This is a genomic window from Pseudoduganella aquatica (genome assembly GCF_020865585.1).
GTDB lineage: Bacteria > Pseudomonadota > Gammaproteobacteria > Burkholderiales > Burkholderiaceae_D > Rugamonas > Rugamonas aquatica_A.
In genome coordinates, this window is record NZ_CP086370.1 from 2,562,267 (window position 1) to 2,584,518 (window position 22,252).

The window sequence follows — 22,252 nt, forward strand, 5'->3', positions numbered from 1 at the left end:
CAATGATGCTGTTTTGTGATTTTTTTGTAGCAGCTTTGTATCGGCTGGTGAGCGCGTGTAACGTCCTGCCGTTGCAGGCGCTCTGGCCCGCGTCCCGGCGCCTTGCCCGTTGCAAGCCCGCCGCGGGGCGGCGATTTGTTTCAATTCGACATTTTGCCCAAATGGCAGTGTGCTAGAGTCGTTTCATCTATGGCGCGTACTGGGCGCGCCGCGCCAAAAAACAAGGACAACAGCGATGAAATCGCCAGCATCACCGACCACCAGCAACACTCCGGGCATTCCTAAACGCAGCCGCCGCGCGCAAGTGATAGGCGGCGTGCTGGCCGTGGCAGCCATGGCCGGCCTGGGCGGCCTGGCCTGGCACCTGACCCATCCCGCAGCGGGCCAGGGCGGCCCCGGCGGTCCCGGCGCGGCGCCCGGCCCAGGCGGCCCGGGGGGCGGCGGTGGCCCGGGCGGCGGAGGCGGCGGCCGGCGCGGCGGCGCCTCGACCACGGTGGGCGTGGCCACGGCCGAAACGGCCGACCTGCCCATCGTGCTCGACGCGCTGGGCACCGTCACGGCGGCGGCCACCACCACGGTGCGCCCGCAAGTGTCCGGCATCCTGCAGAAAGTGCTGTTCAAGGAGGGCCAGATGGTCAAGGCCGGCCAGGTGCTGGCCCAGATCGACCCGCGCCAGTTCGAACTGGCGCTGATGCAGGCCAGCGGCCAGCGCCAGCGCGACGAGGCCCAGCTGGACAACGCCAGGCTGACGCTGGAACGCTACCGCACCCTGCTGGCGCAGGACTCCATCGCGCGCCAGGACGTCGACACCCAGGCCGCGCAGGTCAAGCAGCTGGAAGGCACCGTCATGACCGACCGCGCCAACGAGGGCACGGCGCGCCTGAACCTGGGCTACACCAAGGTGGTCGCGCCCATCAGCGGGCGGGTCGGCCTGCGCGTGGTCGACGTGGGCAACCTGGTCGGCTCGGGCGACGCGGCCGGCATCGCCGTCATCACCCAGCTCTCGCCGATCGACGTGGAATTCGCCGTGCCGCAGGACCAGGGGCCGCTGGTGATGGAAGGCGTCAACGCCGGCGCGCCGCTGCCGGCCATTGCGCTCGACCGCACCCGCGCCGTCACGCTCGACAGCGGCCGCTTCTCGGCGCTGGACAATCAGGTCGACACCCAGACCGGCACCATCAAGGCCAAGGCGCGCTTCGCCAACAGCCACAACGCGCTGTTCCCCAGCCAGTTCGTCAATGTGCGCCTGGAGCTGCGCACCATCAAGGACGCCGTCATGGTGCCGGTCACGGCGCTGCGCCACGGCAGCAAGGGCGACTTCGTCTATGTGCTGAACGGCGACAAGACCGTCAGCACGCGCCCGGTCGCGCGCGGCCAGGCCACGGTGGACAAGGTGGAAATCCGCAGCGGCCTGAAGGCGGGCGAGCAGGTCATCACCGAAGGCGCGGACCGCCTGAAGGACGGCGCCAAGGTCACGCTGCCGGGCGACAAGCCGGGCGGCGGCGCGGGCGGCGGCGGCAAGCGCGGCAAGCGCGACGGGCAGGGCGGCGGCCACGGCGGCCAGGGCGGCGGGCAGGGCGGCCAAGGCGCCGGCGCGGCCTCCGGCGCGGCATCCGGCCCCGCTTCCGCGCCGGCCTCCGCTCCGGCCTCCGGCCCAGCCCCCGGCCGCGCCTCCGGTCCGTCCGCCGGCGCCGATGCAGGCCGTCCGGCCGGCGCCGAACGCGCCGCCTCGGGCGAACACCGCCGCCGCGACTGGTCCGCCGCCGGCGTGGCGCCGGTGCCGCCCGCATCGGCCACCCCAGCCGCACCGGCGCCGAAGTCCGCGCCATGAGTCCGTCGCGTCCCTTTATCCAGCGCCCGGTAGCGACCTCGCTGCTGATGCTGGCCATCGTGCTGGCCGGCCTGGTCGGCTTCAAGTTCCTGCCCCTGTCGGCGCTGCCGCAGGTCGACTTCCCCACCATCCAGGTGCAGACGCTATACCCCGGCGCCAGCCCGGAAGTGATGGGCCAGACCGTCACCGCCCCGCTGGAGCGCCAGTTCGGCCAGATGTCCGGCCTGCAGCGCATGAGCTCCACCAGCGCCGCCGGCGTGTCCATCATCACGCTGCAGTTCGGCCTGGGCCAGACCCTGGACGTGGCCGAGCAGGAAGTGCAGGCCGCCATCAACGCCGGCGGCTCGCTGCTGCCCACCGACCTGCCGGCGCCGCCCGTGTACGCCAAGGTCAACCCGGCCGACGCCCCCGTGCTGACGCTGGCCATCACCTCCGACACCATGCCGCTGACGGAAGTGCAGAACATCGTCAACACCCGCCTGGCGCTGAAGATCAGCCAGGTCTCCGGCGTGGGCCTGGTCAGCCTGAGCGGCGGCCAGCGCCCGGCCGTGCGCATCCAGGCCGACACGCAGGCGCTGTCGTCCTACGGCCTGGGCCTGGACACGCTGCGCAGCGCCATCAGCGCGGCCAACGCCAACAGCGCCAAGGGCAGCTTCGACGGCCCCACGCGCTCCTTCACCATCAACGCCAACGACCAGCTGCTCACGGCGCAGGACTACAAAAGCCTGATCGTGGCCTACCGCAACGGCGCCCCGGTGCGCCTGTCCGAGGTGGCGCGCGTGGTCGACAGCGCGGAGAACGTCAAGCTGGGCGCCTGGTCCGGCCGGCAAGGCGCGCTGGTCCCCGCCATCATCCTCAACGTGCAGCGCCAGCCCGGCGCCAACGTCATCGCCACCGTGGACGCCATCAAGGAGCGCCTGCCCGAGCTGCAGGCCGGCCTGCCCGGCGCGCTGCGGGTCGACGTGCTGAGCGACCGCACCACCGGCATCCGCGCCTCCGTCAAGCACGTCGAATTCGAGCTGGTGCTGGCCGTGCTGCTGGTGGTGCTGGTGATCTTCTTCTTCCTGCACAGCGTGCGCGCCACCGTCATCGCCAGCCTGGCCGTGCCGATCTCGCTGGTGGGCACCTTCGGCGTCATGTATTTGCTGGGCTACAGCCTGAACAACCTGAGCCTGATGTCGCTCACCATCGCCACCGGCTTCGTGGTCGACGACGCCATCGTCATGATCGAGAACATCGCCCGCTACATCGAGGAGGGCGAAACGCCGATGGCCGCCGCGCTCAAGGGCGCCACCCAGATCGGCTTCACCATCATCTCGCTGACGGTGTCGCTGATCGCCGTGCTGATCCCGCTGCTGTTCATGGGCGACGTGGTGGGCCGGCTGTTCCGCGAGTTCGCCGTCACGCTGGCCATCACCATCCTGATCTCCGCCGTGGTCTCGCTCACGCTGGTGCCCATGATGTCGGCGCGCTGGCTCACCAGCCACAAGGACGACGACCCGCGCTCCTTCGGCGCCCGCGTGCAGCGCTTCTTCGACAAGGTGATCGGCCACTACGACAGCTCGCTGCAATGGGTGCTGCGGCGCCAGGGCCTGACCCTGCTGGTGGCGCTGGCCACGCTGGGCCTGACCGTGCTGCTGTACGTGCTCATTCCCAAGGGCCTGTTCCCGACCCAGGACACCGGCCAGCTGCAGGCCCGCATCGAGACCGCGCAGGCGGTGTCCTACAGCCGCATGGCCGAGCTGCAGCAGGCCGCCGCGCGCGCCATCATGGAGGACCCGGACGTGGACACGCTCAGCTCCCTGGTGGGCGTGGACGCGGCCAACAACACCATGCTGCACACCGGCCGCATGCTGATCAACCTGAAGGACAAGCGCGGCCACCAGGACGCCATCATGGAGCGCCTGCGCCGCCGCGTGGCCGACGTGGCCGGCGTGACCATCTATTTGCAGCCCACGCAGGACCTGACCATCGACGCCGAATCCGGCCCCACGCAGTACCGGGTCTCGCTCGAGGGCGCCGACACGGCCACCGTCACCGAATGGGCCGGCAAGCTGGCCGCGCAGATGCAGAAGCACGAGCAGCTGCGCAACGTGGTGTCGGACGCCGGCGCCACCGGCGTGGCGGCCCAGGTCAGCATAGACCGCGACAGCGCCTCGCGCCTGGGCGTGACCGCCGCCGCCATCGACGACGCGCTCTACAGCGCCTTCGGCCAGCGCATCGTCTCCACCATCTTCACCGAGACCAACCAGTACCGCGTGATCCTGGAGGCGCAGCCGGGCACGCTGACCACGCCCGAGTCGCTCGGCAATCTGCACCTGAAGACCAGCTCCGGCAAGCCCACGCCGCTGTCGGCCGTGGCCAGCATCACCGAGCGCCCGGCGCCGCTGCAGCTGACCCACGTGGCGCAGTACCCGGCCACCACGCTGGGCTTCGACACCGCGCCCGGCGTCTCGCTGGGCCGCTCGGTGGAGGCGGTGCGCGCCGCCGCCGAGGAGATCCAGCTGCCGCCGGCGGTGTCCATGACCTTCCTGGGCGCGGCCGGCGCCTACCAGGCCTCGCTGTCGAACCAGCTGTGGCTGATCCTGGCCGCCGTGATCTGCGTCTACATCGTGCTCGGCGTGCTGTATGAAAGCTATATCCACCCGCTCACCATCCTGTCCACCTTGCCCTCGGCCGGCGTGGGCGCCTTGCTGGCGCTGATGGTCAGCGGCCAGGACCTGGGCGTGATCGGCATCATCGGCATCATCCTGCTGATCGGCATCGTCAAGAAGAACGCCATCATGATGATCGACTTCGCCATCGAGGCCGAAAGGGACCAGGGCATGCCGCCGCGCGACGCCATCCACCAGGCCGCGCTGCTGCGCTTCCGCCCGATCCTGATGACCACGCTGGCCGCGCTGTTCGCCGCCGTGCCGCTGATGCTGGGCTTCGGCGAGGGCGCCGAGCTGCGCCGGCCGCTCGGCCTGTCCATCTTCGGCGGCCTGATCGTCAGCCAGGTGCTGACCCTGTACACCACGCCGGTGATCTACCTGGGCTTCGACAGCCTGGCGCGCCGCTGGCGCGGCCGCAGCGGCGGCGGGCAGGGCGCCGCCGCCCCGGATTCGGCGCCGGTTCCTGGCTCCGTGCCGCCGGGAGCGCAGCCGTGAACCTGTCGGAACCCTTCGTCCGGCGCCCCATCGCCACCGTCCTGCTGACCATGGGCCTGGCGCTGGCGGGCATCGGCGCCTTCTTCGTGCTGCCGGTCTCGCCGCTGCCGCAGGTCGACTACCCGTCGATCTCGGTCAGCGCCAGCCTGCCCGGCGCCAGCCCGGACATCATGGCCTCCAGCGTGGCCACGCCGCTGGAGCGGCGCCTGGGCGTGATCGCCGGCGTCAACGAGATGACCTCGTCCTCGGGCAGCGGCTCCACCCGCATCAGCCTGCAGTTCGACCTGAACCGCAAGATCGACGCGGCCGCGCGCGAAGTGCAGGCCGCCATCAACGCCTCGCGCGCCGACCTGCCGGCCACGCTGCGCAGCAATCCCACCTACCGCAAGGCCAACCCGTCCGACGCGCCCGTCATCATCCTGGCGCTGACCTCGCCCACCCGCAAGCCGGGCCAGATCTACGAGGCCGTGTCCAACATCGTGCAGCAGAAGCTGGCGCAGGTGAAGGGCGTGGGCGACGTGGAGATCGGCGGCGGCTCGCTGCCGGCCGTGCGCGTCGAACTGCTGCCCTACGCGGTGAACCGCTACGGCGTGTCGATGGAGGACGTGCGCGCCGCCATCCAGGCCTCCAACGCCAACCGCCCCAAGGGCGCGCTGGAGGGCGACGAGCGCCGCCTGCAGATCTACTCGGCGCCCATGCGCAACAGCGGCGTGGTGCCGGGCCAGGGCGGCGCGGACGCGCCGAAAGCCCGCCCCAGCGCGGTCGACTACCGCGACCTGGTGGTGGCCTGGCGCGACGGCTCGGCCATCCGCCTGCGCGACATCGCCACCGTGGAGGACGGCGCGGAGAACAAGAACACGCTGGGCCTGTTCAACGGCGACCCGGCCGTCATCGTGCTCGTCACGCGCCAGCCCGGCGCCAACGTGATCGAGACCGTGGACGGCGTGCGCGCCCTGATCCCGCAGCTGCAGGCGCAGCTGCCGCCGGACGTCAAGCTGCAGGTGGCCTCGGACAGCACCAACTCCATCCGCTCCTCGCTGCACGAGATCGAGCTCACGCTGATCATCTCCATCGTGCTGGTGGTGCTGGTGGTGAGCGCCTTCCTGCGCAGCGCGCGCGCCACCATCATCCCGGCGGTGGCCACCATCGTCTCGCTGCTGGGCACCTTCGGCGCGATGTACCTGATGGGCTTCAGCCTGAACAACCTGAGCCTGATGGCGCTGACCGTGGCCACCGGCTTCGTGGTCGACGACGCCATCGTGGTGCTGGAGAACACCGCGCGCCACATCGAGTCCGGCATGGAGCGCTTCCAGGCCGCGCTGCTGGGCGCGCGCGAAGTGGGCTTCACGGTGCTGTCCATCAGCCTGTCGCTGGTGGCCGTGTTCATCCCGCTGCTGTTCATGGGCGGCCAGGTGGGGCGCTTGTTCCGCGAGTTCGCCGTCACGCTGTCGGTGGCGGTCATGATCTCGCTGCTCATCTCGCTCACCACCACGCCCATGATGTGCGCCTGGCTGCTCAAGCCCGGCCAGCACGGCAAGCCCGAAGGCTGGGTGGCGCGCCAGTTCGAGCGCGCCTTCCAGGCCACGCTGAACGTCTACCAGCACGCGCTGGACTGGGCGCTGCACAGCGTCTGGCTGGTGATGGCCATCCTGGTGTTCGTCATCGGCCTGAACGTCTACCTGTTCTCGGCCGCGCCCAAGGGCTTCTTCCCGCAGCAGGACACCGGCCAGATCAACGGCGGCATGCGCGCCGACCAGTCGATTTCCTTCCAGGCCATGCAGGGCAAGCTGCGCCAGCTGGTGAACATCATCAAGAACGATCCGGCGGTGGCCACCGTGGTCGGCTTCACCGGCGGCGGGCGCGCCGGCGGCGGCTTCATGTTCATCAACCTGAAGCCGGCCGCCGAGCGCAGCGACTCGGGCCAGGCCGTGATTGCGCGCCTGCGCCCGCAGCTGGCCAAGGTCACCGGCGTGTCGCTGTTCCTGAACCCGGTGCAGGACCTGCGCATGGGCGGCCGCTCCAGCAACTCGACCTACCAGTACACGCTGAAAAGCGACAACCGCGCCGACCTGAAGGCCTGGGCCAGCAAGCTGGCCGACGCCATGAAGCAGCAGCCGGAGCTGACCGACGTGGACACCGACCAGGCCGAAAACGGCGTGGAGACCTTCGTCACCATCGACAAGGAAACCATCACCCGCATGGGCATCGGCGTGCGCGACGTGGACAATGCGCTCTACAACGCCTTCGGCCAGCGCCAGGTCGCCACCATCTACGACGAGCTGAATCAGTACAAGGTGGTGATGGAAGTGGCGCCGGAATACGCGAAAAGCCCGGAGGCGCTGAAGGACGTGTACGTGTCGGCCAAGGGCACGGGCGGCGGCAGCAATAACGTGGCCGCCGCGCGCGACGCCTCCACCGGCGCGGCGCTGAGCACCTCGGTGGCCGCCATGGCGCCGCTGACGGCCATCGCCAGCTTTGCCGAAAGCGCCACGCCCACCTCCGTCAACCACCAGGACGGCGAGCTGGCCACCACGGTGTCCTTCAACCTGGCCGACGGCGCCAGCCTGAGCGACGGCCAGGCCGCCGTCAAGCAGGCCGAGGCCGACATCGCCATGCCCAACAACGTGCGCGGCAGCTTCCAGGGCACGGCCAAGGCGGCCGACGACAGCAACAAGCAGCAGCCCTTGCTGATACTGGCGGCCATCGTGGTGATCTACATCGTGCTGGGCATCCTGTATGAAAGCCTGGTGCATCCGGTCACCGTGCTGTCCACCTTGCCCTCGGCCGGCGTGGGCGCCGTGCTGGCGCTGCTGATGTTCAAGATGGAGTTCTCCATCATCGCGCTGATCGGCGTGTTCCTGCTGATCGGCATCGTCAAGAAGAACGCCATCCTCATCATCGACTTCGCGCTGGAGGCCGAGCGCGCGCGCGGGCTGACGGCGGTGGTGGCGGTGCGCGAAGCCTGTTTGCTGCGCTTCCGCCCCATCCTCATGACCACCCTGGCCGCCGCGCTGGGCGCCTTGCCGCTGGCGATAGGCTTCGGCGAAGGGTCCGAGCTGCGCCAGCCGCTGGGCATCGCCATTATCGGCGGCCTGATCGCCAGCCAGCTGCTGACGCTGCTGACCACGCCGGTCGTCTACATCCTGATGGACAAGCTGCGCAGCCGCAGCGCGTCCGAACTCCAATTGAGCAGGCAGGCAACTGCCGAACCGAGCACGCCATGAACAAGCACACTCTTACCCCCGTTTCGTTGGCATTGCTGGCGGCATCCGCCCTGGCCGGCTGCGCTGCCGGCCCGAAATACGAAGTGCCCGCCACGCCGCAAACGGCCGCTTTCAAGGAAGCCGACGGCTGGGCGCCCGCCGCGCCGGCCGACGCGCTCGAACGCGGCCCGTGGTGGACGCTGTTCGGCGACCCGGTGCTCAACGAGCTGGCCGCGTCCATCGAGGTCTCCAACCAGAACGTGGCCGCCGCCGCCGCGTCGTATGCGCAGGCGCGCGCGCTGGTGTCCGAGCAGCGCGCGCAGCTGTTCCCGCAAGTGGACCTGAACGGCAGCGCCAACCGCAGCGGCGGGGGCGGCAATACCCGCACCGCCAGCGCCTACCGCGTGAACCTGGGCGGCAGCTGGGAGCCGGACATCTGGGGCCGCCTCGGCGCCGCCAGCACGGCCGCCAGCGCCAGCGCCGCCGCCAGCGCGGCCGAGCTGGCCGCCGCGCGCCTGTCCGCGCAGGGCGAACTGGCCGCCAACTATTTCGCGCTGCGCCAGGCGGACGCCCAGAAAGCGCTGCTGCAAGCGACCGTGCAGGGCTACGAGCGCGTGCTGCAGATCACGCAAAACCGCTTCGGCGCCGCCATCGCCGCCAAGTCCGACGTGCTGCAGGCCGAAACCCAGCTGGCCAACGCCCGCATAGACCTGATCAGCATCACCCGCCAGCGCGCCCAGCTGGAGCACGCCATCGCCGTCCTGCTGGGCAAAGCGCCCGCCGAGTTCTCGCTGGCGCCGCTGCCGCAAGCGGCCAGCCTCGCGCTGCCTGCCGCCGGCGCGGCCACCGCCACCGCCACCGCCACCGCCACCGGCGTGCCGGGCAGCGCTGCCGCGCCAGCCGGCAACGCGGCTTCGCAGCAGCCGGACGGTTCCGGGCGCATCGTGATGGCGCCGCCGCTGCTGGCTGTCGGGCCGGGCGCAGAGCCGGCAGCGTGGGGCGGGGCGGTGGTGCCCGCCGTGCCGCTGGTGCTGCCCTCGGTGCTGCTGCAGCGCCGCCCGGACATCGCCGCCGCCGAGCGCCGCGTGGCCGCCGCCAACGAGCAGATCGGCATCGCCCGCGCCGCCTACTTCCCCAACCTGAACCTGAGCGCCTCCTACGGCTTCGGCGCCAGCGCCGCCTCCGGCCTGTTCAACGCCTCCAACAGCCTGTGGTCGCTGGGCCTGTCCGCGGCCCAGACCATCTTCGACGCCGGCGCCATCAAGGCCCGCGTGGCCGGCGCCGAGGCCTCGCGCGACGCCGCCATCGCGCGCTACCGCCAGACCGTGCTGTCCGCCTTCGCCGACGTCGAGGACCAGCTGGCCGCCAGCCGCGCGCTGGAACAGCAGCAGGTGCACCGCCGCACGGCCGCCGCCGCCGCCGACCAGGTCGAGCAGCAGATGCTCAACCGCTACCGCGCCGGCCAGGTCGGCTACACCGAAGTGGTGCAGGCCCAGGTCACGGCCCTGAACGCCCGCCGCGCGCTGCTGCAAGCCCAGGCCGACCGCCAGACCACGGCCGTGGCCCTGATCCAGTCGCTGGGCGGCGGCTGGCACGCGCAATAGCGCGTGCTGGCTTTCGGGCAAGGCGCTTTGTATAATCGGCAATCCAGATCAGCGCTTTGCCCAAGCCCCGCACCATGAACCAACGCGATTCCACCGAGCCCATGCCGGCATCCAGGCCAGCCATTCCCGTGGTGGGCATAGGCGCGTCCGCCGGCGGACTGGAGCCGATCTGCGAGCTGCTGGCAGCCGTGCCGCCCGCCAGCCCGTTCGCCTACGTGGTGGTGCAGCACCTCGATCCGCTGCAAATTGGCATGCTGCCCGAACTGCTGCAGCGCGTGACCGCCATGCCGGTGCGGGAGGCGGCCGACGGCATGCCGCTTGAAGCGGGCCACGTCTACGTGATCCCGCCCAACCGCGACCTGGGCTATGCGCACGGTTTGCTGCGTCTGACGCTACGTCCGCAAACCCGCACCCAATCCGTCTCGATCGACCATTTCCTGAACCAGCTGGCTGCCGAATGCGGCTCCCTGGCTGCCGGCGTGGTGCTGTCCGGCATGGGCAGCGACGGCACCGCCGGCCTGCGCGCCATCCAGGAGCGCGGCGGCATGACGCTGGCCCAGCAGCCCGCGTCGGCCCGCTTCGCCGCCATGCCGCAAAGCGCCATCGACGCTGGCAGCGCCGACATCGTCGCCCGCGCCGGCGACATGCCGGCCCTGATCGCGGAGCGCCTGGCGCAGCCGCCGCAGCACGTGCTGCACGTGCTGCCCGGCGCGCAGCGCCGCAACGCGCTGGCCGAACTGCTGCAAAACCTGCTCACCCGCACCGGCAACGATTTCGCCGATTACAAGATGAACACGGTGATGCGCCGCATCGAACGCCGCATGGCGCTGCACCAGTGCCCCACGCTGGAGGCCTATGTCGCCCTGCTGCAGGACAATCCGGGCGAGGTCCAGCTGCTGTTCAAGGAAATGCTGATCGGCGTGACCAACTTCTTCCGCGACCAGAAAGTGTGGGAGCAGCTCAAGGCCGTGGCCCTGCCGCAGCTGCTTGAAGCGCACCCGGACGGCGCCGCCTTCAAGGCCTGGGTGCCGGCCTGTTCCACCGGCGAGGAAGCGTATTCGCTGGCCATGGTGTTCAGCGAAGCCATCGAGCACGTGAGCCCGCGCGCCAAGTACAGCCTGCAGATCTTCGCCACCGACCTTGATCCGGACGCCATCGACCGCGCCCGCGAAGGCCTGTTTACGCACAGCATTGAGGCCGACGTGTCGCCCGAGCGCCTGCAGCGCTTCTTCGTGGCCGACGAACGCGGCTACCGGGTGCGCAAGGAGCTGCGCAATATGATCATCTTCGCGCAGCAGAACATTATTTCCGATCCGCCGTTCACCAAGCTCGACGTGCTGAGCTGCCGCAACCTGCTGATCTACTTCAGCCCCAAGCTGCAGCAGCGCCTGATCCCGCTGTTCCACTACGCGCTCAAGCCGGCCGGCCTGCTGCTGCTGGGCAGCGCCGACACGCCGGGCCATTTCACCGAACTGTTCGCGCCGCTGCCCGGCGGCAGCCGCATCTACCAGCGGCTCGATGCCGGCTCGCAGAGGCTGGTACACTATTTCCCAACCAGGGTGGCGGCAGTCGCGCCCATTCCCAACGAAGCCAGGTCTGCATCCATGAACGGCAATCTTCAATCGCAGGTTGAGCAGCTGCTGCTGAAAAAGCACACGCCGGCAGCCGTCCTGCTCAACCGCGACGGCGACATCCTTTACATCCACGGCCGCACGGGCGCCTACCTGGAGCCGGCGGCGGGCAAGGCCAACTGGAATATCCACGCCATGGCGCGCGACGGCCTGCGCTACCCGCTGGCCGATCTGCTGCAGCGCGCGCTGGCCGAGGAAGGGCCGCAGGTGCTGCCCGGCCTGGTGATGAAGAGCGCCAGCGGCCAGGAGCTGTCGGTGGACCTGAGCGCCGAAGCACTGCGCGACGGCGAGGCGCTGGAGGGCATGGCGCTGGTGACTTTCCTCAGCGCGCCGCGCCAGGCCGCGCGCCGCACCCGTCTGGCCAGCCCGCGCGTGACCGAGCTGGAACAGCAGCTGGCGCAGGCGCGCCTGGAAATCCAGGCCGTGCGCGACGAAATGCAAACCTCGCGCGAAGAACTGCGCTCGGCCAACGAGGAACTTCAATCGACCAACGAGGAGCTGCAATCCACCAACGAGGAGCTGACCACCTCGAAGGAGGAGATGCAGTCGCTGAACGAAGAGCTGTACACCGTCAACGCCGAATTGCAGTCGAAGGTGGACGACCTGTCGCTGGTGAACAGCGACATGAAGAACCTGCTCAACAGCACCGACATCGCCACCATCTTCCTCGACAATGTGCTGCACATCCGCCGCTTCACCACGCAGGCCACGCAAGTCTACAAGCTGATCGCCAGCGACGTGCAGCGCCCGCTGAGCGATATCGCCAGCGACCTGGTCTACCCCGAACTGGAGCAGGACGCCGGGGAAGTGCTGCGCACGCTGGTGTTCAGCGAAAAGCAGATCCCCACCCGCAACGGGCGCTGGTTCACGGTGCGCATCATGCCCTACCGCACGGTGGACAATGTGATCGACGGCCTGGTGCTCACCTTCATCAACATCACCGGCGCCAAGCAGCTTGAATCGCAGTTGCGAGCGCTGAGCCTGGCCGACGGCGCAGACGGAGGCAGTCCATGAGTGGCGGCAAGCACCCGAGCGACCAGCTGCGCCAATGGCAGGCGCTCCAGCTCAGCAAGATCGAGCTGGACCTGCAGCAGCAGGCGCTCACGGCGCTGCAGGAAAGCAGCGACCAGGCGCAGGCCGGGCAGGCGCTGTACCAGCAGCTGTTCGAGCTGTCGCCGGCCTGCAGCTACGCGCTGGACGAGGCCGGGTGCGTGGTCAGCGCCAACCAGGCCGGCGCCGCGCTGCTTGGTCTAAGCGCGGCCGCGCTCAAGGGCCAGCCCTTCGAGCGCTACCTGGCGCCCGAGCAGCAGCCGCGCTGGCGCGCTTTCGCCGCCATCCTGCTCGGCAGCAGTGGACGCGCCGGCATGGAGTCGCAGCTGTTCGACGGCATTCCCGGCGCCGGCGCCGTGCGCATCGAGGCCCGGTTCGACGCGGCTTCCGGCCTGTGCTGCATCGTGCTGGCGCCGCAGGGCGCCGTGGCGGTGGCCTCGCAGGTGTCCATCCAGGTGGCGGCCGAGGTGGCTGAACGCACCGCAGAGCTGGAACGCGACAATGCGCAACTGCGCCTGCTGGGCGAGCATGTAGCCAACCTGGAGGAAACGGTACGGCAGGAGATGGCGCGCGCCGTGCACGACGACGTGGCGCAGAATCTGCTCGCGCTGCGCCTGGACGCCGTGCTGCTGAACAAGCGCAGCCTGGCGCACCCCGGCCCGTTGCGCGAGCGCACCGGCGCCGCGCTGGAAACCATCGACATCACCTTGCGCAGTGTGCGCGCCATCCTGAACCAGCTGCGCCCCGCCGTGCTGGAACTGGGCCTGCAAGCGTCCATGGACTGGCAGCTGGCCGAGTTCCGCAAGCGCAGCGGCCTGGCTTGCACGCTGGACGTGCCCGACGAGCAGGTGTTCGATTGCCTGGACGGCGGCGCGTCCCTGATGCTGTTCCGCCAGTTGCAGGCGGTGCTCGACTCGGTGCAGCGCGACGGCGGCGCCAGCGCGGTGGCCATCAGCCTGCGCCGCAGCGGCGGCTCCGGCGTGCAGATGATGCTGACCGACGACGGCGCCGGCGACGCCGGCAGCGGCGGTGGCGTGCCGGTCTCCGGGCGCCGCCAGCGCCAGGCCCTGGCCATGCTGGGTGTGGGCGAACGCCTGCGCGCCCACGGCGGCACGCTGGACGTGGTTTACGGTGCAGGGCAGGGCTGCCGTGTCAGCATGCGGCTGCCGGGCCGCAATAGCTAAAAACCATTTTCAGCGGCATGCGCACGGTCTATACTGCGGCAGCTTTCTATATTAGGGGATTATCTTGTTCAAAACGCTAGCCTTTTCAGCACTGCCGGCCGCCTTGCTGGCCGCCTTCAGCCCTGCCCACGCCGACGAAGGCCAATGGCAGCCGCACCAGCTGCCGCAGCTCAAAGCCGAGCTGAAACGCATCGGCATCGCCATTCCGGCTGAAAAACTGGCGGATTTGTCCAAACACCCGATGAGCGCCATCGTCTCGACCGACGGCTGCTCGGCGTCCTTCGTCTCGCCGGACGGCCTGGTGGTCACCAACCACCACTGCGCATACGGCGCCATCCAGCGCAACTCCACGCCGGAGCACAACTACATCGCCAACGGCTTCTTGGCCAAGACCCGCGACGCCGAACTGCCGGGCGGCCCCAACCTGCAGGTCTACATCACCGACAAGGTGGAAAACGTCAGCGCCCGCGTGCTGCAAGGCCTGGACAAGCTGGGCGGCAAGGCCCGCCACGAAGAAGCGCAGAAGCGCATCAAGGCCCTGGTGGCCGAATGCGAAACCGACAAGATGTACCGCTGCTCGGTGCCCAGCTTCCACCGCGGCGCCGAGTACTACCGCATCCGCCAGATGCAGATCCGCGACGTGCGCCTGGTCTACGCGCCGTCCGACAAGATCGGCAACTACGGCGGCGACATCGACAACTACGAATGGCCGCGCCACACCGGCGACTACTCCTTCCTGCGCGCCTACGTGGGCAAGGACGGCCGCCCGGCGGACCCGTCGCCGGACAACGTGCCGTACAAATCCAAGGACTTCCTGGTGGTCTCCGCCGAAGGCCTGAAGAACGGCGATCCCATCCTGCTGGCCGGCTACCCCGGCCGCACCAGCCGCTACAAGCTGCCGGTGGAAATCCGCAACGCGCGCGATTCGGCCTACCCGCTGCAGGCGGCCGAATACCAGTCCGACCTGGACACCATCGCCGCCGCCACCAAGGGCGACGAAGCGGGCGTGGTGCGCTACGCCAGCGTGGTCAAGAGCATCAACAACCGCATGAAAAAGACGCTGGGCCTGCTGGACGGCTTCGCGCGCAAGGACCTGGCCGCCGTCAAGGACGGCCAGGACGCCGAATTCCGCGCCTGGTACGCCAAGCAGCCGGGCGTATCGTCCGCCATGCTGTCCGAGCTGGACGCGGCCATTGCCGCCGACATGGCCCTGTCCGACGAAGAATTCGCCTGGAACGTGGCCACCAATAGCGACCTGCTGAAAAGCGCCCGCACGCTGCACCGCCTGGCGCTGGAAAAGCAGAAGCCGGACGCCGAGCGCAAGGCCGGCTACCAGCAGCGCGACGTGAGCCCCATCAAGGCCCGCCTGAGCCGCCTGGAGCAGTCCTTCACGCTGAAGGTGGACCAGGCCCGCTACACCGACGGCCTGGCGCGCTACGCCAAGCTGGCCGCCAAGTCCCATCCGCAAGGCCTGGACGCGCTGCTGCCTGCGGTGGCCGACGTGCCGGCGCTGTACGCGCAATCGAAGCTGGGCGCCACCGCCGAGCGCCTGGCGCTGATGGACAAGGACGCCGCCGCTATCGCCGCGTCCGACGACGCCTTCCTCAAGCTGGCCGTCAAGCTGCACGCCGTGGGCCTGTCGCTGGAAGAGCGCCGCATGGAAGTGGACGGCAACCTGGAACGCGTGGTGCCGCAATACATGGCCGCCGTGATCGCGTGGAAGAAATCGCAGGGCAAGCCGGTCTACCCGGACGCCAACTCCACGCTGCGCGTCACCTACGGCACCGTGTCGGCCTACTCGCCCAAGGACGGCCTGACCAAGGGCCCGTTCACCACGGTCGAAGGCATCGTCGAGAAGCACACCGGCAAAGACCCCTTCATCGCCCCGGACAATCTGATCGAAGCGGTGAAAGCCAAGCGCTACGGCCAGTTCAAGGACCCGGTGCTGGGCACGGTGCCGGTCAACTTCCTGAGCAGCGCCGACACCACCGGCGGCAACTCCGGTTCCGCCGTGATGAACAAGCGCGGCGAGCTGATCGGCCTGAACTTCGACTCCACGTATGAGTCGATCACCAAGGACTGGTACTTCGACACCGCCATCACGCGCGCCATCCACCTGGACATCCGCTACATGCTGTGGGTCATGAAGGAAGTCGACCACGCCGACAACCTGCTGAAAGAAATGACCATCAAATACCCGAAGAAATAAATCGGTAAACCAAAAAGGGGTCAGGGTTAGTTTTCCCATGCGGGAGAACTAACCCTGACCCCTTTTTTTGGTTTGGCAATATGCAAGCCGCATCGTGGCCATGGTTGGCTTATCGGCCGATTGGGTGCATAATCCGGCGTCCCCGCCCGATCTCGCTATGAACTCTGCCATCGACCTGCTTGGTTTTTCAACCACGCCACTGGAACTGCTCTCCTTCGTGCTCTCCGTTGCGACGGTGCTGCTCAATATCCGCCAGAACCACTGGGCCTGGCTGTTCGCCATCCTGTCCTCGGCCACCTACGGCGTGGTGTTCTACGGCGCGCGCCTGTATGGCGACATGGCGCTGCAGGCGGTGTTCATCACGGTGTCGTTCTGGGGCTGGTATCAGTGGCTGCACGGCGACGCTACGCACGAGCAGCTACCCGTCACCCGCACCACGCGGCGCGGCCTGTGGCTGGCCGCCGCCGGCTGGGCCGTGGGCTTTGCCGTACTGGCCTGGTTCCTGCACCGCTACACCGACACCGACGTGCCGCGCACGGACGCTTTCCTGACCGCCGGCAGCCTGGTGGGCCAGTTCCTGCTGTCGCGCAAAAAGCTGGAGAACTGGCATGTGTGGATCGTGGTCGATGTGATCTACGTCGGCCTGTACCTGCACAAGGGCCTGATGCTGACCGCGCTCCTGTACGGCATGTTCGTGGCGATGGCCGCCGTCGGCCTGCTGGCGTGGAAAAAATCCATGGGCGAGGGCGGGGCCGCCGCCGGGGCCATGGTGCTGAAGTGACGGTGCGGCGATGACGCAGCCCTTGCGCGTGGCCATCGTCGGCTCCGCGTCGTCCGGCAAGACCACGCTGGCGGCGCGCCTGGCGCAGCACTACCGCACCATCTGGGTGCCGGAGTACCTGCGCGAGTTCGTCGATACCGAGGCCCGCCTGCCCGTATCCAGCGACCAGATCCACATCGCCCGCACCCAGGTGGCGCGCGAGCAGGCCGCCATGCCGCAGGCGCGCCGCTTCCTGTTCTGCGACACCACGCCGCTGATGACGGCGGTCTACAGCCGCCACTATTTCGGCGGCATCGACGCCGAACTGGCGGCGCTGGCGGCGGCGCACCGCTACGACGTCACCTTGCTGTGCGCGCCGGACCTGCCCTGGGTGCCCGATGGCCTGATGCGCGAGCCGGAGGACGCCAGCGGCCCTGTCAGCGCGCTGCTGCTGGAGGAACTGGCCGCGCGTGGCATTCCGTACACACTGGTGAGCGGCTCACCTGAACAACGCTTGATGAAAGTCGAGCGTTTGCTGGGCAGTCCTGCTACATTGGCAGGATGAAAAGAGCGCCCACCGTCCCCCGCTTCCTCCTCCTACTCCTCGCCGCCTTGCTTGCCGGGCCATTGCCGCAAGCCCGCGCCGGCACCGGCTACTACCTGGTCTCCACCTATGACGTGGAAGGCCAGAAATCCGTGGATTTCAAATACTGGAACGCCGACTACAAGCACAGTTCCAGCGTGTCGTCGCCCGAACTGGGTTTCGGCTACGGCGTCACGTCGCGCTGGTACACCGAGTTGTCCGCCGTGTGGATACGGCTGCACGGCCGCAGCGACAGGCTGGCTGAACTGGAATGGCAGAACGACTACATGCTCACGCAGGGCCAGTACGCCTTCGACCTGGCGCTGCACACCAGCGTGGGCCGCAGCAACGCCAGCCCGCACAGCTACAGCGTGGAGATAGGCCCGGTGCTGCAAACGGAAGTCTGGCGCACGCAGTTCAACTTCAACGCCTTCCTGCAGCGCGACTACCGCACCGGCGAGCCGGAACAGACGCAGCTGGTCTACCAGTGGCAGGTCAAGCAGCGTTGGAAAAGCTGGCTGCAGCCCGGCATTCAGGGCTTTGGCGAAGTGGGGAAGTGGAACGACTGGCTGCCTGAGAAGCGGCGCTCGCACCGGCTTGGGCCGGCGCTGTTCGGGTCGCGCGAACTGGGCGCGGGCCAGGAGCTGAAATACGAAGCCGCGTGGCTGGTGGGACGGAATTCAGCCCGCACGGCGAAAAGCTTCGCCATGCGGGTGCAGTACATCTTCTGACTTAGAAGTCCAGCTGCGCCGACAGCTTGAAGGTGCGCTCGGCGCCGGGGAACAGGTAGCCGCCCAGGTCCGGCGTCACGTCGCGCCAGTAGAACTTGTCGGTGGCGTTGTAGACCTGTGCGCGGAAGATGGCGGAGGTGGCGCCTATCCTGGTGGCGTAGGACGCGCCCAGGTTCAGCGTGTTATAGCTCGGCACGAAGAAGGTGTTCTCCGGGTCGAAGGCCTTCTTGCCCGCGTGCTGCCAGTTGGCGTTCAGCTTCAGGCCTGCCACTTGCGGCAGCGCGTACTCGGCGTAAATCGACGATTTGAACTTGGGCACATTGGTCACGCGCTTGCCGTCCAGCGCGGCCTGGCCGGTGCCGCTTTGCTCGGTGTTCAGCGCCATGGCGGTGAAGGCCAGCATCAGGTCCGGCGTGGCGTGGCCTTGCGCCGACAGCTCCAGGCCGCGGTGCTGCGCCTGGCCGTTGCGCACATAGGTGTTGCGCGCGTCGGTGTATTCCAGGCCTTTGCGGATCTGGAACACGGACATGGCCAGGCTCAGGTCCTTGTACAGGTCCGCCTTCACGCCCAGTTCCACCTGCTTGGACAGCGAGGGCGCCAGCGCTTCTTTCTGGTTGCTGGTCTGCTTGGGCGCGATGCCGCCGCGCTCCAGGCCTTCGGCCCAGCTGGCGTAAGCCGACACGTTGGCGAGCGGTGCGTACACCAGCGACACATTGGGCAGCCAGAAGCTTTCGTCGGTGGCGGCCTTTGCGGCCAGCTGGTTGCGCTCCACCTGGGTGTGGCGCGCGCCGGCGTGCAGCGTGAGCTGCTCGGTCAGGCCCACCACGTCCTGGAAGAAGACCGCGCGTTCACGGTCGCTGCGGCGCTCCGTCACCGGGCCGCTGGTCAGGCCCGTGGGCTTGACGGCGACAGGGTGGAAGATATTGCTGGTGCCCGCGTATTCGTAAATGTCGTCGCCCCACTTCTCGCTGTTCTTGTAGAAGGAGTAGCCGCCGGTGACGGCGTGCTTGACGGCGCCGGTGGCGAATTTGCCCTGCACCATGGCCTGCATGGCTTGCGGCTTTTTGCGTTCGCCCAGGCTGATGTAGTCGTACACGTCGTAGTCGCCGTTGGCGCAGAAGCCGGGGTACAGGTCCTGGGCGCCGCAGCCGTAAGGGAAGGCGGTGTAGTCGTCGCGCTTGAAGGAGTGGCTGTTGGCGCTCACGGTGGCGTTCCAGTCCTGGTTGAACTGGTAGCTGAAGCGCGCGCCGATGTTGCTGCTTTCGGTCTCCACCGGATAGCTCCACGACTGGTTGTTGAGCATATTGTCGGCGGAGATCTTGGGCAGCGTGGCGTTGTTAATCAGCTGGAAGCCGGGCACCGACACTTGCGATTTCTTCTGGTAGTCCGCGTCCAGCTGCAGCAGCGCCTGCGGCGAGATCTGCCAGTCGAAGGCGCCGGAAATGAAGTTGCGGTGGCCGTCCGCGCCCTTGACGTAGGAGCGCAGGCGCTCGCCGGCCACGTTCACGCGGTAGCCGAAGCGGCGGTCCTCGAAGCGGCCGCCCACGTCCACGGCGCCCAGCACCGTGCCGCGCTCGCTCGCTTCGATGGTGACGGAGCGCAGCGGCGTGGCGGTCGGGCGCTTGGTCACGTAATTGATGATGCCGCCCGGCGTGGCCATGCCGGACTGCAGGCCGGCCAGGCCCTTCAGCACCTCGATGGCTTCCTTGTTCTCCAGCGGGATCTGGGTGTCGCCAGGGATGATCATGCCATCCTTGCGGTAGCTGCTGCCGTTGTCGAGCTTGAAGCCGCGGATGGAGAACTGCTCGGCGTAGCCGACGGCGTTGTAGGCGTCGCTGATGCTGGCGTCGAACTTGGCGGCGTCGGTGGTGGAGCGGATGTTCAGATCCTGCATCTTCTCGCGGCTCAGCACCGTCACCGATGCGGGCGTGAGCAGCAGCGGCATGTCGGTAAAGCCGGCCACGGAGGCGCGGGGGGCGGCGTTCTTGCCGGTGATGACGACCACTTCCGACGGCGCTTGTTCGGCTGGCGCTACGGCTGGCGCTACGGCTGGCGCGTCGTCTGCAAAGGCGGAAACGGTAAAGGCTTGGGAGACCGCCAGGGCGATCGTGCTAACTGCGAAATTTCGTGCGGACATTTTAGGCTCTCGTAAAAATGGGAGCCAACGGAAGGGTACAAAGGAGGGGAAACAACTTTGCGCTTTCCTTCGCTGGCATTATCCAGATCAGGTACGAAGGGTATCTCTCACCCGGAAAACGCGTTCCCAGGACCCCTAGCGAATTACAAGTGTAGCACGATTTACAAACTGAGCTCCAGTGCCGCGCGGGCGGCGGCGGCGTCCACGTCGCGGTGTTCGCCCAGCTTGACCAGCTTGTGCGCTTCCAGCGCGGCCACCACGGCGTCGATCGCGGACGCGTCCAGGCCGTAGCCGGACAAGCGCGTCGGCACGCCCATCTGCTCGAAGAAGCTGCGCGTGCGTGCGATGGCGGCGGCGATGCGGCTGTCCTCATCGCCCTCGCTGATGCCCCAGACGCGCGCCGCGTACTGCAGCAGCTTGGCGCGCTTGGCTTCCTTGCGCACCGTCAGTATGCCCGGCAGCACCACGGCCAGGGTTTGCGCGTGGTCCAGCTGGTACAGCGCGGTCAGCTCGTGGCCTATCATGTGGGTGGCCCAGTCCTGGGGCACGCCCACGCCGATCACGCCGTTCAGCGCCATGGTCGCGCTCCACATGACGTTGGCGCGCACGTCCAGGTTCTCCGGCTCGCTCAGCGTTTTCGGGCCTTCCTCGATCAGCGTCAGCAGCAGGCCTTCGGCCCAGCGGTCCTGCACCGGCGCGTTGACCGGGTAGGTCAGGTACTGCTCCATCACGTGCACAAAAGCGTCCACCACGCCGTTGCCCACCTGGCGCAGCGGCAGCGTGAAGGTCTTGCTCGGATCGAGTACGGAGAATTTCGGGAACACGTGGCGGCTGTGGAAGGCGCGCTTTTCCTGCGTGGCGGCGCGCGTGACCACGCTGGCGGCGTTCATTTCCGAGCCGGTGGCGGGCAGGGTCAGCACGCTGCCGAAGGGCAGGGCGGCGTTGATATTGGCGCCGCCTTTCTTCAGGATCAGCCATGGGTCTTCTTCGCCGAACAGCGCGGCTGCCGCGACGAACTTGGTGCCGTCGATCACGGAGCCGCCGCCCACCGCCAGCAGGAAATCGATCTTCTCGGCCTTGACGATGGCGACCGCTTTCATCAGCGTTTCGTAGTGCGGGTTGGGCTCGATGCCGGCGAATTCGATCACCGTGTGGCCGCTCAGCGCAGCCTTCACTTCCTCGTAGACGCCGTTGCGCTTGATGCTGCCGCCGCCGTACAGCATCAGCACGCGCGCGCCGGCCGGCACCAGCGGCGTGATGGCGGCGATCTGGCCCTGGCCGAACAGGATCTGGGTAGGGTTGTGGAAATCGAAGTTAAGCAAAGCAGGCTCCTTGTTTGAATTTGGCTGGCTTGAGCCCGCCATTATCGCTCAGCCGCCTGCAATGTGTTTGGCACGCCACGGGTGGTTGCATTTCCATCTGGAAATGTGGCAAGATTGGCAATGAACTTACCAGGAGACCTGATTTGACCTCGATAGAACAACGCCTGCTCGCCTGCGAGCAAGAGAATGTCCGGCTGCGCAAGCGCCTGAACCGTCAGAACGGCTTGTGGGTGGCCGGTTTGCTGCTGCTGGCCGGCGGCGGCGCCATGGCCGGCGCCAGCCTGAAAAACGCCATCTTCGACAGCGTGCGCGCCAAGGAAGTGGTGGTGGTCGATGGCAAGGGCATCGTTCGCGCCCGCCTGGGCGGCGACCTGCCGGACGCGGTAATGACCGGCGGCCACGTGTCCAAGCGCGGCAGCAAGGCGGCGGGCATGATCATCTACGACGAGGAAGGCATCGAGCGCGGCGGCTACGTCACGCAGGACAACGGCAGCAACGCCATGCTGACCCTGGATTCCAAGCACCGCATGGCCGCCATCATGGTGGCCGGACCCGACCCGTCGCAGGACAGCGCGCTCACGCTCATCACCAAGGATGGCGGCATCGAGCTGCGCTCGGACGGCAACGGTTCGCGCCTCAGCGTGCGCGACAAGGCCGGCCTGACCTACCAGCAGCCGGCCATCACCGCGCTGACTCCGGACAGCTGCATCCACTACAAGCAGATCGAGCTCAAATATCCCGGCCAGCGCAGCTGCCAGGCGCGCTTCCCCGAGGCGGCGTGCAAGGCTTGCCTGGGCGACTAGCGGGCAGGCGCTTTGCGCTGGCGCGGGCGCATGCGACAATCCGGCTTTCACACTC

General features: G+C 68.2%; 13 protein-coding genes and 1 riboswitch. Of the genes, 11 read left to right on the plus strand and 2 right to left on the minus strand.

All coding sequences use genetic code 11. The annotated features are described in order from the left end of the window. Positions 1-235 precede the first annotated feature (235 nt). The 10 genes from KT882_RS11295 (at position 236) to KT882_RS11340 (ending at position 17,935) form a co-directional block, all read left to right on the plus strand. Positions 236-1,831, plus strand: a complete 1,596-nt coding sequence (locus tag KT882_RS11295; RefSeq protein ID WP_228895811.1) for an efflux RND transporter periplasmic adaptor subunit — start codon at positions 236-238, stop codon at positions 1,829-1,831. Beyond that, the gene (locus KT882_RS11300; RefSeq protein WP_161075668.1) at positions 1,828-4,980 is read left to right on the plus strand and encodes an efflux RND transporter permease subunit; all 3,153 of its coding nucleotides are present in this window, start codon (positions 1,828-1,830) and stop codon (positions 4,978-4,980) included. The genes KT882_RS11295 and KT882_RS11300 overlap by 4 nt, the downstream gene beginning before the upstream one ends. Further along, on the plus strand, positions 4,977-8,204 hold the full coding sequence (locus tag KT882_RS11305; RefSeq protein WP_267478647.1) for an efflux RND transporter permease subunit: 3,228 nt from the start codon (positions 4,977-4,979) through the stop codon (positions 8,202-8,204). The genes KT882_RS11300 and KT882_RS11305 overlap by 4 nt, the downstream gene beginning before the upstream one ends. Next, on the plus strand, positions 8,201-9,787 hold the full coding sequence (locus tag KT882_RS11310; protein WP_228895813.1) for a TolC family protein: 1,587 nt from the start codon (positions 8,201-8,203) through the stop codon (positions 9,785-9,787). Before KT882_RS11305 ends, KT882_RS11310 begins: the two co-directional genes overlap by 4 nt. Before the next feature lie 74 nt (positions 9,788-9,861). Continuing rightward, positions 9,862-12,432 (plus strand): chemotaxis protein CheB, encoded by a 2,571-nt coding sequence (locus KT882_RS11315; RefSeq protein WP_228895815.1) that lies wholly within the window; start codon positions 9,862-9,864, stop codon positions 12,430-12,432. Further along, complete coding sequence (locus KT882_RS11320) at positions 12,429-13,652, plus strand: PAS domain-containing sensor histidine kinase (protein WP_228895817.1); 1,224 nt, start codon at positions 12,429-12,431, stop codon at positions 13,650-13,652. Before KT882_RS11315 ends, KT882_RS11320 begins: the two co-directional genes overlap by 4 nt. A 64-nt stretch (positions 13,653-13,716) precedes the next feature. Beyond that, positions 13,717-15,861, plus strand: coding sequence for a S46 family peptidase (locus KT882_RS11325; protein WP_161075233.1), 2,145 nt, complete (start codon positions 13,717-13,719; stop codon positions 15,859-15,861). 157 nt (positions 15,862-16,018) lie between these two features. Next, on the plus strand, positions 16,019-16,642 hold the full coding sequence (gene pnuC / locus KT882_RS11330) for a nicotinamide riboside transporter PnuC (protein WP_161075232.1): 624 nt from the start codon (positions 16,019-16,021) through the stop codon (positions 16,640-16,642). 10 nt (positions 16,643-16,652) lie between these two features. Further along, positions 16,653-17,186: an AAA family ATPase gene (locus tag KT882_RS11335; RefSeq protein ID WP_161075231.1), complete on the plus strand. Its 534-nt coding sequence runs from the start codon at positions 16,653-16,655 to the stop codon at positions 17,184-17,186. A 62-nt stretch (positions 17,187-17,248) separates the two neighbouring features. Next, on the plus strand, positions 17,249-17,935 hold the full coding sequence (locus KT882_RS11340) for a hypothetical protein (protein WP_228895819.1): 687 nt from the start codon (positions 17,249-17,251) through the stop codon (positions 17,933-17,935). Between the two features lies 1 nt (position 17,936). Here KT882_RS11340 and KT882_RS11345 read toward each other — a convergent pair whose 3' ends face one another. Both KT882_RS11345 and KT882_RS11350 read right to left on the minus strand, forming a co-directional pair. Then, positions 17,937-20,072, minus strand: coding sequence for a TonB-dependent siderophore receptor (locus KT882_RS11345; protein WP_161075229.1), 2,136 nt, complete (start codon positions 20,070-20,072; stop codon positions 17,937-17,939). Between the two features lie 47 nt (positions 20,073-20,119). Beyond that, positions 20,120-20,219, minus strand: a riboswitch (TPP riboswitch). A 14-nt stretch (positions 20,220-20,233) separates the two neighbouring features. After that, positions 20,234-21,394, minus strand: a complete 1,161-nt coding sequence (locus tag KT882_RS11350) for an iron-containing alcohol dehydrogenase (protein WP_161075228.1) — start codon at positions 21,392-21,394, stop codon at positions 20,234-20,236. A gap of 143 nt (positions 21,395-21,537) precedes the next feature. Here KT882_RS11350 and KT882_RS11355 point away from each other — a divergent pair, with 143 nt between their 5' ends. After that, entirely contained in the window at positions 21,538-22,197 is a 660-nt protein-coding gene (locus KT882_RS11355) for a hypothetical protein (RefSeq protein ID WP_228895821.1), read from the plus strand. Positions 22,198-22,252: the final 55 nt, after the last annotated feature.

What these genes read in the sequence shown, in the direction of transcription:
- KT882_RS11345 (WP_161075229.1), bottom strand. Translation starts at nt 20,072, where the DNA reads ATGTCCGCACGAAATTTCGCAGTTAGCACGATCGCCCTGGCGGTCTCC.
- KT882_RS11310 (WP_228895813.1), top strand. Translation starts at nt 8,201, where the DNA reads ATGAACAAGCACACTCTTACCCCCGTTTCGTTGGCATTGCTGGCGGCA.
- KT882_RS11300 (WP_161075668.1), top strand. Translation starts at nt 1,828, where the DNA reads ATGAGTCCGTCGCGTCCCTTTATCCAGCGCCCGGTAGCGACCTCGCTG.
- pnuC (WP_161075232.1), top strand. Translation starts at nt 16,019, where the DNA reads ATGAACTCTGCCATCGACCTGCTTGGTTTTTCAACCACGCCACTGGAA.
- KT882_RS11320 (WP_228895817.1), top strand. Translation starts at nt 12,429, where the DNA reads ATGAGTGGCGGCAAGCACCCGAGCGACCAGCTGCGCCAATGGCAGGCG.
- KT882_RS11335 (WP_161075231.1), top strand. Translation starts at nt 16,653, where the DNA reads ATGACGCAGCCCTTGCGCGTGGCCATCGTCGGCTCCGCGTCGTCCGGC.
- KT882_RS11295 (WP_228895811.1), top strand. Translation starts at nt 236, where the DNA reads ATGAAATCGCCAGCATCACCGACCACCAGCAACACTCCGGGCATTCCT.
- KT882_RS11315 (WP_228895815.1), top strand. Translation starts at nt 9,862, where the DNA reads ATGAACCAACGCGATTCCACCGAGCCCATGCCGGCATCCAGGCCAGCC.